Source organism: Streptomyces sp. NBC_00885, from assembly GCF_045207475.1.
Taxonomy (GTDB): domain Bacteria; phylum Actinomycetota; class Actinomycetes; order Streptomycetales; family Streptomycetaceae; genus Streptomyces.
In genome coordinates this window covers 5,457,084-5,473,029 of record NZ_CP108796.1, presented here as the reverse complement: position 1 = coordinate 5,473,029, position 15,946 = coordinate 5,457,084, and the positions used below count along the sequence as shown (strand labels likewise).

The following is a 15,946-nucleotide window of genomic DNA, read 5'->3' as shown; positions in this document are numbered from 1 at the left end:
CGTGCCCGACCTGATCACGGGCGAGGCGTTCGGCCGCCTCTTCGAGGACTTCGAGCACACCGCGTGGCGGCTGGAGACCCGCACGCTCTACACCGTCGACGAGGAGCAGGAGCCCTTCGCCCGCCACCGGCGCGGCGAGAACCCCGGCACCGACTGGTTCCGGCCATGGCTCGACACCATGCGCCGCGGCATCGAGCAGGGCAAGCGGATCGAGCGCGTACGGGTCGTCCCGGACGTCCTGACGGACTACCTCGAATTCGAGCTGTGGCTGTGCCAGTTCAACGTCCAAGTCGGCGAGGACATCCGGTATCTGTCGCAGGACCAAGCGGACAAGCTCGGCCTGCCAGGCTATGACTACTGGCTCTTCGACTCCCGTCGGCTGGGCCGTATGCACTTCACTGCGGATGGCGTCCCCCTCGGTACCGAGATGATCGAGGATCCTGCCGAAGTGGTCAGGCACAGCTACCTGCGTGACACGGCCTGGCACCACGCCATTCCGTATGCCGACTACGTCGCCGGGCGGACCGTCACCCGGTGACAAAGATCCACGAAGCGCGTGAAGCGCTCGGCCAGCGCCTCCGTGAACTCCGCCGTGACGCATCGCTCAACGGCAAAGGGCTCGCGGAGGCGTTGGGCTGGCCGGCCAGCAAGGTCAGCAAGATTGAGCTCGGCAAGCAGACCCCGTCCGAGGCGGACATCTCCGCATGGGCCTGTGCCTGCGGCGCTCCGGACGCGGCCTCCGCGCTGACTGCGGCGCTGCGCAACCTCGAGACCCAGTACGCGGAATGGCGACGCCAGCTTCGTGACGGGACGAAGCTGCGGCAGCAGGCCCTCGCCGAGGTTGACGCCACGACCCGCACCATCCGCGCCTTCGAGAACACGTGGGTGCCTGGCCTGCTGCAAACGCCGGAGTATGCGCGCTGCCGCCTCGCCGAGGTCGTCGACCTGTACGGCATCGTCAACGACATCGACGCCGGCGTGCAGGCCCGCATGGAGCGACAGAACGCGCTCTACCAACCAGGCCGGCGCTTCCACTTCGTCATCACCGAGGCGGTGCTGCGGTACGGGACGGCACCCCGCGGCGTGATGGCTGGGCAGATCGACCGCCTGATGAGCGCCACGTCGCTCCCGTCCGTCCGGCTTGGCATTGTCCCGTTCGGCGTGCGCCTGCCTGTCAGCCCACTTCACGGGTTTTGGCTCTTCGACAACCGAATCGTCATGGTCGAGACGTCGCCGCGGAGATGCGTCTCACGCAGCCCGAGGAGCTGACCCTGTACCGCGCCGTCTTCGATCGGCTCGCCACCATGGCGCGGTACGGCACCGATGCACGCCAGCTGCTGCACGCCGCGATGGACGCACCAGCCTCATAAGGCGCAACCTCTCCGGCAGTTGGAGAAATCCCGAGCAATTTCCTCGGGCTTTCTCGGCAACGTTCCTACGGTCAGTGACAAGCCAGTCACTGCGACCGAGGGCGCTTTCGATGAACTGCACCTACTGCGGGCTGCCCGGCGCTGACCGTCTCGTGGGGATCGTCCACAGCAACAGCAACAGCGGCGGCGGCTGGACGAAGCGCGCACACTCCTCCTGCGCCGACGCCCGCGGAGTCAAGGCCCTCGACGAGCGTCTGCCCGCCGCGCGGGAAACTGCGACGGCAAGGAGCGCGGCATGACCACCTCCCTGCCGGACCTCCCCGCCATCGGGACGCTGACCCAGCGCCAGCAGCGCGGCATGGACTGTGTGTTCTGCGGGATCGTCCTCACCGCCGGGACCGCGGTCGACATCGGGGGCGAGCATTTCTTCCGCCGCCTCGACATGCGCACCCGCTGGTTTCCCCGCCGCTGCCGGACATGCCCGCGGCGAGGCCAGTCGTGACCGCCCCGGCCAAGCCTCGATCAGCCCGGAGGGTGTGCCGGCGCCAGCCAGTGCCGCCCGCAGGAAGCCTGAACTACGAGCAGTACGCCGGTCGCGCGTGCTTCGCCTGCGGCAAGCAGCTGACCGTCGGCGCCGTCTCGTGCGGGCGAGCCACCGGCCGACAGGGCGCGCACAAACTCGACGTCGAGGTGTGGGCCTGCCCCTGAATCCCCCATGAGCCCCGCCTCGGCCGATGACTCCGGCCAGGAACCCCGGCCGAGGCGGTGACGGGCCCCTGCTACGGGCCCAGCACGTGCACGACGGGGCGAGGAGAGGCCTCGCGCCGAGAACACACAAGGGAGCATCGCCAACCACGCCACCCTTCGCACGGGCCGGCTCACCATCGAATGATGTAAGAAACATCAGCTCTGTCGCGACGGACGAGCCGCCCGTCCCCGTAGAGCAGGTGTCGGAGCAATCCCCGGCACCCGAATGCCGCCCCGGTCTGCCTGCGTCCCCCGTCGCGGACAGGCCGGGGCCCTTGATCGTTTCTACGAGGACTCGCGTACGACAAGCTCCGTCGGCAGCACGATCTGCGGTCGCCCCGTCGTCCGCCCCGAAATTTCCTCAAGCAGCACCCGCGCCATCGTGCGCCCCATCTCCTCGATCGGCTGGCGCACGCTCGTCAGCGCCGGGTCCATGTGGCGGGCCACCGCCGAGTCGTCGAAGCCGACCAGCGCCACGTCGTCCGGGATCCGGCGGCCTGACTCGCGCAGCACCTGGCGGGCGCCCGCCGCCATCACGTCGGAGGCCGCGAAGACCGCGTCCAGTTCGGGGCAGCGCTCCAGCAGGTCCCGCATCGCACGGCGGCCGCCCTCCTCGGTGAAGTCCGCGGGGGCCGTCAGCCGGGCGTCCGCGGGCAGGCCCGCCGCCGTCAGGGCGGCGCGGTAGCCCTCCAGGCGGCACTGCGCGCCGTACACGTCCAGGCGTCCGGTGATCGTCGCGATCGAGCGGCGGCCGCGGGCGGCCAGGTGCGTCACCGCGCTGCGGGCGCCCTCGAAGTTGTCGGAGTCGACCGCGGCGAGCGTCTCGTCGGCGGAGCGGCGGCCGCTGATCACGGCCGGGATGGAGAGGTCCTCCAGCATCTCGGGGATCGGGTCGTCGGCGTGCACCGAGACCAGCAGGACGCCGTCGACGCGGTGGGCGGCAAGGTACTGGGCCAGGCGGCGGCGCTCGCGGTCGCTGCCGGCGAGGGTCAGCAGCAACTGCATGTCGGTGTCGGCGAGGGCCGCGCCGACACCGCGGACCATGTCGGAGAAGTACGGCTCGGCGAAGAAACGGTCCTCCGGCTCCGGGACGACCAGGGCGATCGCGTCGGTGCGGTTGGCGGCCAGCGCGCGGGCCGCACGGTTGGGTACGTACCCGAGCTCGGCGACGGCCGCCTCGACGGCGGCGCGGGTGGCGTCGCTGACCCGCGGCGAACCGTTGATCACGCGCGAGACCGTGCCACGGCCGACGCCCGCGCGTGCGGCGACCTCTTCGAGGGTGGGCCTGCCCGTGCCCCGCCCGCCGTTGCGCGTTCGGATTGTGCGAGACACCATCTCCGCCTCCCCAGGCTTCCCGTCCGAGAACATAACGTGCCGGGTGCCTTGACACCCCTGCGGCGAGCCGCGACCCTTCAACACATCACATATGGGAGCGCTCCCACCGTACCTCAGTCATACACAACCCGCACGTTCCCCGCCCGAGCCGCAGAACGTCAACGTAACGGGGCCGCACGCCAGTTGGCCGGGGGGTCGGCACGTCAGGGCACAAGGAGGACGCAATGCGCAGGGCAGTAATCCTCGCGGTCGTCGCCGCGCTCGGCGCCGGTCTGCTGGCCGGCTGTGCCGAGGACAGCGACGAACCCACCGGCAGTGCCTCCGACGGCGGCGGCGGCAAGGGCAGGACCACGCTCACCGTAGGGGTCTTCGGCGCCTTCGGCCTCAAGGAGGCCGGTCTGTACGACGAGTACATGAAGCTCCACAAGAACATCGAGATCAAGCAGACCTCCATCGAGCGGAACGAGAACTACTACCCGCAGCTCCTGACCCACCTGGGCAGCGGCAGCGGACTCGCCGACATCCAGGCCGTCGAGGTCAACAACATCGCGGAGATCACTGCCACTCAGGGGGGCAAGCTGGTCGACCTCGGCACGACGGCGGGCGTGCAGAAGGACGCGTTCCTGCCGTGGAAGTGGGCGCAGGCAACCACCAAGGACGGCAAGACGATCGCGCTCGGCACCGACATCGGGCCGCAGGGCATCTGCTACCGCAAGGATCTCTTCGCCAAGGCCGGTCTGCCCACCGACCGTGAGGCGGTCGGCAAACTGTGGGCCGGCGACTGGAACAAGTACCTGGACGCGGGCAAGCAGTTCAAGGCCAAGGCGCCCAAGGGCACGGCATTCGTGGACTCCGCGACCGGAGTGATGTCGGCCATCACCGGCAGCAACGAGAACCGCTTCTACGACAAGGACGGCAAGGTCGTCTACAAGACCAACCCGGCCGTGAAGCAGGCCTGGGACATCGCCGCGGCGTTCGCGACGGAGGGTCTGACCGGCAAGCTCCAGCAGTTCACGCCCGCCTGGGACCAGGGCTTCGCCAACGGCACCTTCGCCACCGTCTCCTGCCCCGCCTGGATGCTCGGCTATATCCAGGACAAGGGCGGAGCCGCGGGCAAGGACAAGTGGGACGTGGCCGCCGCGCCCCGGCCCAGCAACTGGGGCGGCTCCTTCCTGGCCGTGCCCGACGCGGGCAAGAACAAGGAGGAGGCGGCCAAGCTCGCCGCCTGGCTGACCGCGCCCGAGCAGCAGGCGAAGCTCTTCGCCAAGCGCGGCAGCTTCCCGAGCGCCAAGGCCGCGTACTCCCTGCCCGAAGTCTCCGGCGCCAAGCACGCATACTTCGGCAACGCGCCCATCGGGGAGATCTTCTCCAAGGCCGCCGAGGGTGTGCCCGTCCAGATCGTCGGGCCGAAGGACCTGATCATCGCGCAGAACCTGGGAGACGTGGGCATGCTCCAGGTCGACCAGAAGGGCCGCTCCTCCCAGCAAGGGTGGGACGCGGCGGTGAAGGCGATCGACAACGCACTGGACCAGTGACCGGTATGGCAAGTGACGCACAGGCCGCCGCGCCCTCCCAGGGGGAGGAGGGCGCGGCCCCGCGCACACCCCCCGGCCCGCGTACACCCTCCGGCCCGGTCACACCCCCCGGCCCCCGCACATCGCCCGAGTCGCGCACACCGGGCGAATCTGCGGCCGAACAGCGCCGCCGGGCCCGGCGCAGCCGTCGCTACCGGCTGGACGTCAGGTGGAGTCCGTACGCCTTCGTCGCGCCATTCTTCGTGTTCTTCCTGGCTTTCGGGCTCTTCCCGCTGCTCTACACCGGCTGGGCCTCGCTGCACCAGGTGGAACTGACCGCGCCCACCGACATGGAGTGGGTCGGGCTGCGGAACTTCTCCCGGCTGCTGGAGGACGAGTTCTTCTGGAACGCGCTGAGGAACACCGTCACCATCGGGCTGATCTCCACGGTGCCTCAGCTGCTGATCGCGCTCGGCATCGCGCATCTGCTGAACTACCGGCTGCGCGGCTCGATGTTCTTCCGCGTCGCCGCGCTGACGCCGTACGCCACCTCGGTGGCCGCCGCGACGCTCGTCTTCGTGCTCCTCTTCGGACGCGACTACGGAATGATCAACTGGGCGCTGGGTCTGGTCGGCTTCGACAAGATCGACTGGCAGAACGGCACCTGGACCTCCCAACTGGCCGTCTCCACCATCGTCATCTGGCGGTGGACGGGCTACAACGCGCTGATCTATCTGGCCGCGATGCAGGCCATCCCGAACGATCTCTATGAGTCGGCCGCGCTCGACGGCGCCTCGCGGTGGCAGCAGTTCCTGCATGTCACCGTCCCCTCGCTGCGGCCCACGATCCTGTTCACCTGTGTGGTCTCGACGATCGGCGCGACCCAGCTCTTCGGCGAGCCACTGCTGTTCAACGGCAGCGCGGGTGCGACCGGCGGCGCCGAGCATCAGTTCCAGACGCTCGGGCTCTATCTGTACGAGCAGGGCTGGGTGAACCTCCATCTCGGCCGGGCTTCCGCGATCGCCTGGTCGATGTTCCTGATCCTGCTGGTCATCGGCGCGGTGAACTGGCTGCTCGCCCGCCGTCTGAGCAAGAGCGCGTAGGGGGCATGTGACGTGACGACTTCGCTGAGCACCGAGCGGGCCAAGGGCCGCGCCGCACGCGCCCAAGGCGCCGGCCGAACCACAGGTGCCAAAGGCAGCCGCGGCGCCAAGCGCGCCGGACGCCACCTGCACGGTGGCCGGATCACCTATGCCGTACTGATCGTTTTCACCATCGGCTCCCTCTTCCCCCTCGTGTGGACGGCCATCGCCGCCTCCCGCAACAACACCCGGCTCGCGCAGACTCCCCCGCCCTTCTGGTTCGGCGGCAATCTCTTCAAGAACCTCCAGTTCGCCTGGACCGATGCCAACATGGGCGCCGCCCTGCTCAACACCACGATCGTCGCGGGGTCGATCGCGGCCGGGACCGTCGTCTTCTCCACGCTCGCCGGCTTCGCCTTCGCCAAACTCCGCTTCCGCTTCAAGAACCTCCTGCTCCTGCTGGTGATCGGCACGATGATGGTGCCGCCGCAACTCAGCGTCGTACCGCTGTACATGCTGATCGCCGAGCTGTCCTGGACCGACCAGCTGCAAGCCGTCATCCTGCCCACCCTGGTCAGCGCCTTCGGCGTGTTCTTCATGCGGCAGTACCTCATCGAGGCACTGCCCACCGAGCTGATCGAGGCGGCGCGCGTGGACGGCGCCAGCAGTTGGCGCGTGGTGTGGCATGTCGTCTTCCCCGCCGCGCGGCCCGCGATGGCCGTGCTGGGAATGCTGACCTTCGTCATGGCCTGGAACGACTTCTTCTGGCCGATCATCGCGCTGACCCAGAACGGCAGCCCCACCGTGCAGGTCGCGCTGACCGGGCTCGGCCGCGGCTTCATCCCCGACCAGTCCGTGATCATGGCGGGCGCGCTGCTGGGCACGTTGCCTCTGCTGATCGCCTTCGTCCTCTTCGGGAAACACATCGTCGGCGGCATCATGCAGGGCGCCGTCAAGGGCTGACGCCTCCTCACATTCCCGTACCTACACACATGTTGGGAGCACCCATGTCCGACGCGCCCATGACCTTCCCGCCCGCCTTCCTGTGGGGCACCGCCACCGCCGCGTACCAGATCGAGGGCGCCGTACGCGAAGGCGGCCGCACGCCGTCGATCTGGGACACCTTCAGCCATACGCCGGGCAAGGTGGAGGGCGGTGACACCGGGGACACGGCCGTCGACCACTTCCACCGCCGCGCCGAGGACGTCGCGCTGATGGCGGACCTCGGCGTCAACGCCTACCGCTTCTCGGTCTCCTGGCCGCGCGTGCAGCCCACCGGCCGCGGGCCCGCCGTCCAGCGCGGCCTCGACTTCTACCGCGGCCTCGTCGACGATCTAATCGAGCGCGGCATACGTCCCGTGCTCACCCTCTACCACTGGGATCTTCCCCAGGAGCTGGAGACGGCGGGCGGCTGGCCCGAGCGGGACACCGCGCACCGCTTCGCCGACTACGCGCGGATCGTCGCCGACGCCCTCGGCGATCGCGTGGATATGTGGACCACCCTCAACGAGCCCTGGTGCAGCGCCTTTCTGGGATACGGCTCCGGTGTGCACGCCCCGGGCCGCACCGATCCTGTCGCCGCCCTGCGGGCCGCCCACCATCTCAACCTCGGCCACGGCCTGGCGGCCCAGGCGCTGCGCTCGGCGCTCCCCGCGGGCGCCCAGCTCTCCGTCAGCCTCAATCCGAGTGTGGTCAGGGCGAGCAGCCAGAGCCCCCAGGACCTGGAAGCCCGCCGCCGGATCGACGCGCTCGCGAACCGGATCTTCACGGACCCGATGCTGAAGGGCACGTATCCGGAAGATCTCTTCGCGGACACCGCGCGCCTCACCGACTGGTCCTTCGTCCACGGCGACGATCTCGCAGTCATCAAGCACCCCCTGGACTCGCTCGGACTGAATTACTACGCACCTGCAGTTGTATCGGCTGCCACTGACAATCACGCCGAGCGCAATGACGGCCACGGCGCGAGCGAGCACTCCCCCTGGCCCGGCGCGGACGGGGTCTCCTTCCACCAGCCGCCCGGCGACCGTACCGAGATGGGCTGGTCGATCGACCCGACGGGGCTTTACGACCTGTTGCTGCACTACACCCGCGAGGCCCCGGGCCTGCCGCTGATGATCACCGAGAACGGGGCGGCGTACGTCGACAAGCCCGCCGCCGACGGTTCGGTCCACGACCCCGACCGCATCCGCTATCTGCACGGCCATCTCCTCGCGGTCGGGCAGGCGATCGCGGACGGCGCGGATGTGCGCGGCTATTTCCTGTGGTCGCTGATGGACAACTTCGAGTGGTCGTACGGGTACGGCAAGCGCTTCGGCGCGGTGTACGTGGACTACGAGACGCTGGCCCGTACGCCCAAGTCGAGTGCGTACTGGTACGGGGAACTGGCGCGGACGGGGGTGCTGCCGGAGCCTCCGGAGTGACGCACGGCCGGGGGCTGAACACGGGGCTCACCGCCGGTACGGAGGGCGCTTGATGTCCGCGTCGCTCCTGTCCGCCACCGCGTCCTCGTACAGAGCCTGCGCGTCCTTGGCGTACACCGGCGAGTAGGTGATCCAGTCGACGTTCTGGTCGTTGCCTCCGCCGTTGTAGCCGCCGGTGTTGCCGATGACCTTGCCGGTGCGGGTAGCCGGGTCGTAGTCCGTGATCCAGGGACCGCCGGACACCCCGCCGTGGAAGCCGGCGCACGTCATCCGCATCTGCCGCAGGCCGGTGAGGCGCGAGGTGGTGACATCGCAACGGAGCGCCTGGTGCTTCTTGTTGACGTCCTCGCCGCTCGGATAGCCGATCACTGTGGCCTTGTGGCGGTAGCCGGCCGCCCGGGTGAGGGTGAGGGTGAGGGAGCCGGTGACGTCCTCGGCCCTGCCCCTGCTGTTGGGGGCGAGGCGTACGAAGGCGAAGTCCAGGTCGGAGACGGGCTTCTTGGTGTTGTGCTCGTAGCGCGGGTCGACGAAGACCCGCCGCACCTCGAAGATGCCACTGGGCTGGCGGGCGGCGGGGGCTCCGTGGCGGTACTGCGGTACGAAGACGCTGTGCGTGGATCGCTTGAGGCCGCCCGCGCAGTGGGCCGCGGTGAGGACGAGATCCTTGGTAGCGCTGTGGACGACGCTGCCGGTGCAGGAGGTCACCTCTCCGCCGAGCGGCCTGCCGTCGTAGAAGAAGGTGCCGACCATCGGCAGTCCGCCGAAGTACTCCCCCTTCTTGATCCCGCCCGGCGCGGCCGGTCCCACACGGGACGTGCCTGAGGCGGAGTCGACCGGTACGGCATCGGCCATGCGCTGCGCCGTCCAGTACCCGTCTGTGGTCGGGGCCGGGGGCGGGGCCTGGCGCGTACCGGCTCCGAGGGCTCCCGCGCAGAGGATGAGCGCGAGAAAGGGCAACCCACGTGGGCGCAACACTCTGTCCTTCCCGTGGATGATCAACCACCGGACTCAGTGGGTCAGTTCGAACCAGGTCGCCTTGCCTCGGCCCGGGCCGTGGCTGCAGACACCCCACGCGTCGGCGCCGTACGAGATCAGCTGCATGCCGCGACCGCTCTCGTCCTCCTCCGCGGGCGTCTGACAGGCCGGAACCCCGGGCGCCTCGTCGTGGACGAGGATGCGCAGGCGGTGGGCGTCGGTCCAGCCGGCGAAGAGGGTCACCGGGGCGGTGCAGCCCTTGAGGACGCAGGCGTTGATCGCATTCGTCACAGCCTCGGAGGTGAGCAGGACCGCGGTGTCCATCAGTTCGGTCCGCCGGGTCGCGCCGAGGAGCGTCCGTACGGTTTCGCGTGCCGCACGGACCCACAAGGGGTCGGGCGGGAAGACCAGCGAGACATCGCCGGTCGGGGGATCCTCCATGGGGCGCCTCCAGGTGGGGAATGCGGTGCCTGTGACCCTCGTTCGCCACTGTTCAGTACGGGGTGGGGCGATGAATCACTCAATGGCGCATGAAAGCGCGCCCCGGCCGGATGGGGGGTGGTCCGGCCGGGGCGCGCGGGTGGGGGGCGCCGACGTTCTCGTAGGGGTTACTTGAAGGCGCCGAAGGCCTTCGTGAAGGCCAGCGGCTCCTGGACGATCGAGGAGCACGTCGCGTCCGCCGACGGCTTCGCGCCGCCCGCGCACTGCTTGTCACGCGCCGACGACCACATCGCGAGCCAGCCGATGCCCTTCGACTTCGCGAACTCGACCAGCTGCGTGGCGTCGTCGACCTTGAAGATCTCGGTCGCGACGTCGTTGACGCCGATCATCGGCGTGACGGCGACGGCCTTCCACGCGGCCGCGTCCGACAGACCGAGCACGCCCTTGATCTGCGCCTGGGTCGCGGTCGCCGCCTGGATGGCGTACTGGCCCATGTCGCCGCTGTAGGCGGGCCCGTAGTCCATCGCCATGATGTTGACCGCGCTGACCTTGACGCCGTTCTTCTTGGCGTCGGCGACCAGATCCACGCCGGGCTGGGTCAGTCCCTCGGGCATCACGGGCAGTGTGAAGGACACGTCCAGGCCCGGGTGGGACTTCTGGAGCTGCGCGATCGCCTGCGAGCGGCGGGAGTTGGCGGCGGTGTCCGGCAGGGCGGCGCCCTCGATGTCGAAGTCGACCTTGGTGAGCTTGTACGCGTCGATCACCTTGCCGTACGCCTTCGCGAGCTCGTCGGCGGAGGAGCAGCGCAGGCCCAGCTCGGAGCCCGCGGCACCGCCGAAGGAGACGCGGACGTCGCCGCCCTTGGCGCGCAGCGCGCCTATCTGGGAGGCCACCTGGTCGCTGCCGAGGTCGGTGACACCGCCCCAGAGGGGCGCGCAGCTGCCGCCGGAGGTGATGAAGGCGAGGTTGAACTCCTTGACCCCGGTCTTGGTCGCGGTGTCCACCAGGTCGTATGCCGGGTAGAGCGAGGTGTCGACGTACGGCGCGAATCGCGCGCCGGTGCCGCCGCCGGGTGTCTCGGTGGGCGTGGGCTTCGGCGTAGGCGTAGGCGTCGGTGCCGAGGTCGGGGGCTTGGTGGGGGTGGCGCTCGCCGTCGGGGTGGGCGTCGGCTTGGGCTGCTCGGTGGGACGGCCGCTGGGCTGCGGGGTCGCGCCGTCGTCCACCGAGCACTTGACCTTGTTGATGAGACAGGAGGTCGGGTCGCCCGCGGTCGCGGTGGTGCTCGCGGCGGTGACGAAGCCGACGGTGACCGAGGCGCCGGGCGCGAGCCGCTTGTTCCAGCTCGCGGGCTTCACGGTGACGTGCCGGCCGCTGACCGTGTGCTCGCCGTTCCACAGCGAGCTGATCGTGGTGCCCGTGGGCAGATCGAATTCGAGCGTCCAGTCCGTCTGCGCCGTGTCGGTGTCATTGGTGATGACGTACTGGCCGGTGTAACCGCCGGTCCAGGAGCTGGTCTTGGTGTACGCGGCGCCGATGGACGCGGCCTGCGCGGTGCCCGTGAGGGCGAATGCCGCGCCGCCGATCACCGCGGCGGCGACGACGGCGCCGACCGCCTTGGTCCTGACGCTCGCCCTGCGCCGGTGCGTACTGCTGCCCATTGCGTGCCTGCCTCTGCGTTACGGGGGTGGGGGGTGGTGAGGCAGCACGCTAGCGAGACGGAAACGGACAAATGACCAGTTCGGGGCGGGGGTTGCACTTCTTAGGGCGGCCTTAAGGAAGGCATGGGAGGCGATTAATGGTAGAGACCAGTTCCCCTCGTCCGCCTGCGTCGACGAACCGTTCCGCGGTGGCCGCGGCCGCGCACCGGGCCCCCGCCTTCGCGCGGGTCGAGGCCGATCCAGATCCGTACCTCCGTGCCGCCGAGCACCGAGCTGCCGATCCGTACGTCCCCGCCCGTGGACTCCGCCACCCGGCGCACGATGTCCAGCCCGAGCCCGGTCGAGCCGTCCCTGTGCCCGCTGTTGCCGCGGGCCATGGCCGCCTCCGGGTCGGTGATGCCCGGGCCCGCGTCCGAGACCAGCACGATGACCGCGTCCTCGCCGTTGTGGACGTCGACCGAGAAGGCCGTGCCCTCCGGGGTGTGCCGGAAGACATTGCCGAGCAGCGCGTCGAGCGCGGCGGCCAGTTCGGGGCGGGCGACCGGGATCCGTACGGGACGGTCGACGCCCGCGACCCGCACCTTGCGGCCCTCGTCCTCCGCCAGCGCCGACCAGAAGTCCATCCGCTGCCGGACGACTTCGGCGGCGTCGCAGCCCGCGCCGGGGCCGGCCGCCATGGTCTGCGGCTTGGCCTCGCGGGCGGTGCGGATGATCGTGTCGACCTCGCGCTCGAGCTGCTCGACGGCGGCCCTGGTCTGGTCGGCGGCGGGTCCTTCGCCGAGCGAGGCGGCGTTGAGGCGCAGCACGGTGAGCGGTGTACGCAGCCGGTGCGAGAGGTCGGCTGCCAGTTCGCGTTCGTTGGCGAGCAGTTGGACCACCTGGTCGGCCATGGAGTTGAAGGCGACCGCGGCGGAACGCAGTTCGGTCGGGCCCTCCTCGGGGACGCGCGCCCCGAGCTTGCCCTCGCCGAGGTCGTGCGCGGCACCCGCGAGCCGCTGGGCGGGCTGCACCATCCGTATACCGAGCCGGTCGGCGACCGCGACCGAGCCGACGACCAGCGCCAGACCGACGCCCGCGAGCACCAGCCAGGCCGTGTCGACGCCGTTGGACACCTCGCCGTCGGGCACGAAGACCTCGACGACGGCGATCTGGCCGGTGCTGATCGCCGTGGGCTGGAGCAGCGCGGAGCCGCCGGTGACCTCGGTGATGGAGGCGCGGCCGAGGCGCTGCGTGGTGAGCAGGTCCTTCTGGGCGGCTCGGCGGGTGCCGATGTCCACGGGCTTGCTGCCGGGCTCACCGGAGGCCGGTATGTGCACGGCCATCCGCCCGGCCGAACCGGCCTGGGTGGACAGGACCGCGCGTTCCAGCGGATCGCGGTCGGCGGTGATGGAGAGGGTCGGGCCGATGGCGGCGGCCTGTCGCTCGGCGTTGGAGAAGGCACGGTCCCTGGCCATCTCCTTGATGACGATGCCCAGCGGGACGGCGAAGGCGAGCACGACCATCGCCGTGACGGCGAGGGAGACCTTGACCAGCGCCCATCTCATGGCATGTGTCCGTTCGGCCGCTGTCCGTTCGGAGGTTCGAGCTTCACACCGACACCCCGCAGGGTGTGCAGATAGCGGGGCCTCGCCGCCGTCTCCCCGAGCTTGCGCCGCAGCCAGCTCAGATGGACGTCGATGGTCTGGTCGTCGCCGTAACTCTGCTGCCACACCTCGGCGAGCAGTTCCTTGCGCGGTACGACGACGCCGGGCCGCCCGGCGAGAAAGGCCAGCAGGTCGAACTCGCGGCGGGTCAGGTCCAGTGCCGCCCCGTCCAACTCGGCCTGGCGGCGCAGCGGGTCGATGGAGAGCCCGCCGACCTGGATGACGCGCGAGGGCGGAGCCTCTCCGGCGGCGGCCCGCGAGCGGCGCAGCACGGCGGCCATCCGCGCGGACAGATGCTCCACCGAGAAGGGTTTGATGAGGTAGTCGTCGGCGCCGTCGTTGAGCAGCCGGACGATCTCCGTCTCGTCGTCCCGCGCGGTGGCGATGATCACCGGTACGTCGGTGATACCGCGCAGCATTTTCAGCGCCTCCGACCCGTCCAGGTCCGGCAGACCGAGGTCGAGGATGACCACGTCGAAACGGAAATGGGCCACCTCGCGCAGCGCCTCCAGGGCCGTGCCGACGCTCCTCACGGTGTGGGAGGCCTCGGTCAAGTGCCGGATGAGGGCGGAGCGCACGAACTGGTCGTCCTCGACGACGAGCACACTTGCCATGGGCGGCACCGTACGCCATCCGGCCCGCGGCGGGAGCGGCCGATGTCACTGCGGGAGTCCCCGCCAGACCCTGGCCGGGACAGACGTGGGGCGCGTGGTGCAGTATGGCCCGGATGCATCGAGGACTCGTACATGCCCTGGCGTGGTCGCTGTCCACCGGAGCCGCAGTCACGCTCTCCTGGTGGGGCGTCCATACCGTCATGTCCGGTACCGCGTACGACCGTCCGCGCGCGCTGCCCATCAGCGCGGACGCGGCGACGACGCAGGGCGCGAGACCGCAGGCCTCCAGCACGCAGCGGCCGCCGAGCCCTACCGCGTCGAAACCGGCCACAACGGACAAGAGCAGCAAACCGTCGGCCACTGCTTCGGCCGGGCAGGCGGGCGAGACCAAGCCGCCGTACTCGCAGCCCCCTTCGTCGCCGCCGGCGCCGGGGAACGTGAAGGGCTACACCGTCGACGGCGGCCGGGTCGTCTTCGACATCGCCAAGACCTGGGCCGAGTTGGTGTCGGCGACTCCGGACGCGGGCTGGCAGATGCAGGTCTGGAAGCAACCGGAGTGGATCCGCGTGACGTTCACCCGCGACGGCCATGAGAGCTCGGTCTTCTGCACCTGGAACGGCCATCCGCCGATGGTGCAGTTCGACGAGCGTTAGCGTTACCGGAAGGCGTCGGGCGGCGGGGTCGGTGACGGCTTCGCGCTCTGGTCCGTCACCGCGGGCGCGCCGCCCGTGAAGTCGTCCAGCGCCTTTCCGTGTTCGACCCGGCCGGCGTGCGGGTCTGTCGCCACGCGGCGGGTCAGTTCCGCGACGGGCAGCGGGACGTCCGAGGCGAGCAGCACCGCATTGCCGAAGCGGCGCCCGCGCAGCACCGTCGGGTCGGCGGCGAGCGCGAGCTCGGGGAAGACCACCGCGGCCGTGGCGACCTGGGCGCGCAGATGCGCCAGCGGCGGCCCGTCGGCGAGGTTGGCGGCGTAGAACCCGCCCGGCGCGAGGACCCTGCGCACCTCGCCGAGGAATTCCGTACTGGTCAGATGCGCGGGTGTGCGGGCGCCGCTGAAGACATCGGCGATCACCAGGTCCGCCCAGCCGTCCGGGACTTTGCCGAGCCCGGCGCGGGCGTCGATGGACCGGACGCGTATCCGCGCGCCGGGGTCCAACGGGAGCTGCCTGCGGACCAGTTGGACCAGAAGGGCGTCCAGCTCCACGATCTGCTGTGTGGAGCGGGGGCGGGTCGCCGCGATGTAGCGGGCGAGAGTGAAAGCGCCGCCGCCGAGATGAACGGCTTGGAGGGGGCGGCCGGGCGGGGCGGCGAGGTCGATGACATGGCCGAGGCGACGCTGGTACTCGAAGGAGAGATGGACCGGGTCGTCGAGGTCGACATGGGACTGCGGGGCTCCGTCGATGAGCAGCGTCCAGCCACGGGGCCGCTCACGGTCGGGTATCAGCTCGGCGAGCCCGCCGTCGACCTGCTCGACGACAGGTTCGGGGCCGCCTGCCCCGCCCGTGCGGCTGCGCCGCTTGTTCCTTGCCACCAACCCATTATCGGCGCAGAGCCGATACGCGGCTCAGCTGCAGTTGTCGGCCGCCTCGATCAGCCGGGCCGCCTCGCCGAGCGCCTCGCGCAGCACCACCGGGTCGGTGACCGGGTCCGTGCCGTCCGGCGGAAGCAGCCAGCCGGAGCCGGTGACCGGGGGCTCCTCGGGGAGGCGCAGACCGCGTCCCGCGGTCTGCGTACAGGCGCTGCCCGGCATGTCCCAGCCGTCGGCGGTGCCCGGCGGCACCAGGAAGCCGAGGGTGTCGCAGGCGCCGTCGTGCAGTACGGGGGCGACGGCCGGGGCGGCACCGCGACGCAGGATGTCGACCGCCTCGAGCCCTTGGCGGGCGGGGACGGTCACCAGGTCGCAGGGCTCGTTGGACGCGATGGATTCGGTGGATTCGACCGGCCGCGGGGTGTGGGCCGGTGCGCCGTGAGGTGGTGCGCTGCTGTCCGGGGTTGGTCTGTGGCGAGCTGTCGTCGCAGTCGTGCCTGAGCCGCCAAGGGCGCTGGTCTCCATGCCGACCTCCAACAAGGGGATCCCCTCCTCGCTCGAGTGGAGACACGTACCGCGCCTCCAAGAGGTTCAACGCTTGTACGCGTCAAGGGCT

19 protein-coding genes are annotated in these 15,946 nt (G+C 70.2%); 11 read left to right on the top strand and 8 right to left on the bottom strand.

Features of this window, described 5'->3' with window-relative positions; genetic code table 11:
- The first annotated feature begins 1 nt into the window (after position 1).
- The 6 genes from OHA61_RS24980 to OHA61_RS24955 all read left to right on the top strand — a co-directional run bounded on the left by OHA61_RS24980 (position 2) and on the right by OHA61_RS24955 (position 2,078).
- On the top strand, positions 2 to 538 hold the full coding sequence (locus OHA61_RS24980; protein ID WP_406304907.1) for a DUF6879 family protein: 537 nt from the start codon (positions 2 to 4) through the stop codon (positions 536 to 538).
- Complete coding sequence (locus OHA61_RS24975; protein ID WP_406304906.1) at positions 535 to 1,269, top strand: helix-turn-helix domain-containing protein; 735 nt, start codon at positions 535 to 537, stop codon at positions 1,267 to 1,269. Before OHA61_RS24980 ends, OHA61_RS24975 begins: the two co-directional genes overlap by 4 nt.
- Entirely contained in the window at positions 1,242 to 1,370 is a 129-nt protein-coding gene (locus OHA61_RS24970) for a hypothetical protein (RefSeq protein WP_406304903.1), read from the top strand. Before OHA61_RS24975 ends, OHA61_RS24970 begins: the two co-directional genes overlap by 28 nt.
- Positions 1,371 to 1,480: 110 nt before the next feature.
- Positions 1,481 to 1,669, top strand: coding sequence for a hypothetical protein (locus OHA61_RS24965; RefSeq protein ID WP_406304902.1), 189 nt, complete (start codon positions 1,481 to 1,483; stop codon positions 1,667 to 1,669).
- On the top strand, positions 1,666 to 1,872 hold the full coding sequence (locus tag OHA61_RS24960) for a hypothetical protein (RefSeq protein WP_406304901.1): 207 nt from the start codon (positions 1,666 to 1,668) through the stop codon (positions 1,870 to 1,872). The genes OHA61_RS24965 and OHA61_RS24960 overlap by 4 nt, the downstream gene beginning before the upstream one ends.
- A gap of 50 nt (positions 1,873 to 1,922) precedes the next feature.
- Positions 1,923 to 2,078: a hypothetical protein gene (locus OHA61_RS24955; protein ID WP_406304900.1), complete on the top strand. Its 156-nt coding sequence runs from the start codon at positions 1,923 to 1,925 to the stop codon at positions 2,076 to 2,078.
- 324 nt (positions 2,079 to 2,402) lie between these two features.
- Here the strand turns inward: OHA61_RS24955 and OHA61_RS24950 are convergent, their stop codons facing one another.
- Positions 2,403 to 3,452 (bottom strand): LacI family DNA-binding transcriptional regulator, encoded by a 1,050-nt coding sequence (locus OHA61_RS24950; protein ID WP_406304898.1) that lies wholly within the window; start codon positions 3,450 to 3,452, stop codon positions 2,403 to 2,405.
- A 224-nt stretch (positions 3,453 to 3,676) separates the two neighbouring features.
- On the opposite strand from OHA61_RS24950, the gene OHA61_RS24945 reads away from it, so the two are divergent.
- The 4 genes from OHA61_RS24945 to OHA61_RS24930 all read left to right on the top strand — a co-directional run bounded on the left by OHA61_RS24945 (position 3,677) and on the right by OHA61_RS24930 (position 8,471).
- Positions 3,677 to 4,987 carry an ABC transporter substrate-binding protein gene (locus OHA61_RS24945; RefSeq protein WP_406304897.1) on the top strand — a complete coding sequence of 437 codons (1,311 nt, stop codon included), beginning with the start codon at positions 3,677 to 3,679 and terminating at the stop codon, positions 4,985 to 4,987.
- Entirely contained in the window at positions 4,984 to 6,069 is a 1,086-nt protein-coding gene (locus OHA61_RS24940) for a carbohydrate ABC transporter permease (RefSeq protein ID WP_406304896.1), read from the top strand. Before OHA61_RS24945 ends, OHA61_RS24940 begins: the two co-directional genes overlap by 4 nt.
- Positions 6,070 to 6,195: 126 nt before the next feature.
- On the top strand, positions 6,196 to 7,011 hold the full coding sequence (locus OHA61_RS24935) for a carbohydrate ABC transporter permease (RefSeq protein WP_406307452.1): 816 nt from the start codon (positions 6,196 to 6,198) through the stop codon (positions 7,009 to 7,011).
- Between the two features lie 44 nt (positions 7,012 to 7,055).
- Positions 7,056 to 8,471 (top strand): GH1 family beta-glucosidase, encoded by a 1,416-nt coding sequence (locus tag OHA61_RS24930; RefSeq protein WP_406304895.1) that lies wholly within the window; start codon positions 7,056 to 7,058, stop codon positions 8,469 to 8,471.
- 27 nt (positions 8,472 to 8,498) lie between these two features.
- Here the strand turns inward: OHA61_RS24930 and OHA61_RS24925 are convergent, their stop codons facing one another.
- The 5 genes from OHA61_RS24925 to OHA61_RS24905 form a co-directional block, all read right to left on the bottom strand.
- Positions 8,499 to 9,323, bottom strand: coding sequence for a trypsin-like serine peptidase (locus OHA61_RS24925; protein WP_406304894.1), 825 nt, complete (start codon positions 9,321 to 9,323; stop codon positions 8,499 to 8,501).
- 156 nt (positions 9,324 to 9,479) lie between these two features.
- A complete protein-coding gene (locus OHA61_RS24920; protein ID WP_266476145.1) occupies positions 9,480 to 9,887 on the bottom strand; it encodes an ATP-binding protein in 408 nt (135 codons plus the stop codon).
- A gap of 167 nt (positions 9,888 to 10,054) precedes the next feature.
- Positions 10,055 to 11,545 carry a cellulose binding domain-containing protein gene (locus OHA61_RS24915; RefSeq protein WP_406304893.1) on the bottom strand — a complete coding sequence of 497 codons (1,491 nt, stop codon included), beginning with the start codon at positions 11,543 to 11,545 and terminating at the stop codon, positions 10,055 to 10,057.
- A gap of 134 nt (positions 11,546 to 11,679) precedes the next feature.
- Positions 11,680 to 13,089, bottom strand: a complete 1,410-nt coding sequence (locus OHA61_RS24910) for a sensor histidine kinase (protein ID WP_406304892.1) — start codon at positions 13,087 to 13,089, stop codon at positions 11,680 to 11,682.
- Positions 13,086 to 13,802 (bottom strand): response regulator transcription factor, encoded by a 717-nt coding sequence (locus OHA61_RS24905; RefSeq protein ID WP_361918246.1) that lies wholly within the window; start codon positions 13,800 to 13,802, stop codon positions 13,086 to 13,088. Before OHA61_RS24905 ends, OHA61_RS24910 begins: the two co-directional genes overlap by 4 nt.
- 104 nt (positions 13,803 to 13,906) lie before the next feature.
- Here OHA61_RS24905 and OHA61_RS24900 point away from each other — a divergent pair, with 104 nt between their 5' ends.
- A complete protein-coding gene (locus OHA61_RS24900; protein WP_406304891.1) occupies positions 13,907 to 14,455 on the top strand; it encodes a hypothetical protein in 549 nt (182 codons plus the stop codon).
- A 2-nt stretch (positions 14,456 to 14,457) separates the two neighbouring features.
- On the opposite strand, the gene OHA61_RS24895 is transcribed toward OHA61_RS24900, so the two are convergent.
- Together OHA61_RS24895 and OHA61_RS24890 are read right to left on the bottom strand one after the other, a co-directional pair.
- Positions 14,458 to 15,333 carry a spermidine synthase gene (locus OHA61_RS24895; protein ID WP_406304890.1) on the bottom strand — a complete coding sequence of 292 codons (876 nt, stop codon included), beginning with the start codon at positions 15,331 to 15,333 and terminating at the stop codon, positions 14,458 to 14,460.
- A gap of 33 nt (positions 15,334 to 15,366) precedes the next feature.
- Positions 15,367 to 15,855 (bottom strand): hypothetical protein, encoded by a 489-nt coding sequence (locus OHA61_RS24890; protein WP_406304889.1) that lies wholly within the window; start codon positions 15,853 to 15,855, stop codon positions 15,367 to 15,369.
- Positions 15,856 to 15,946 lie beyond the last annotated feature (91 nt).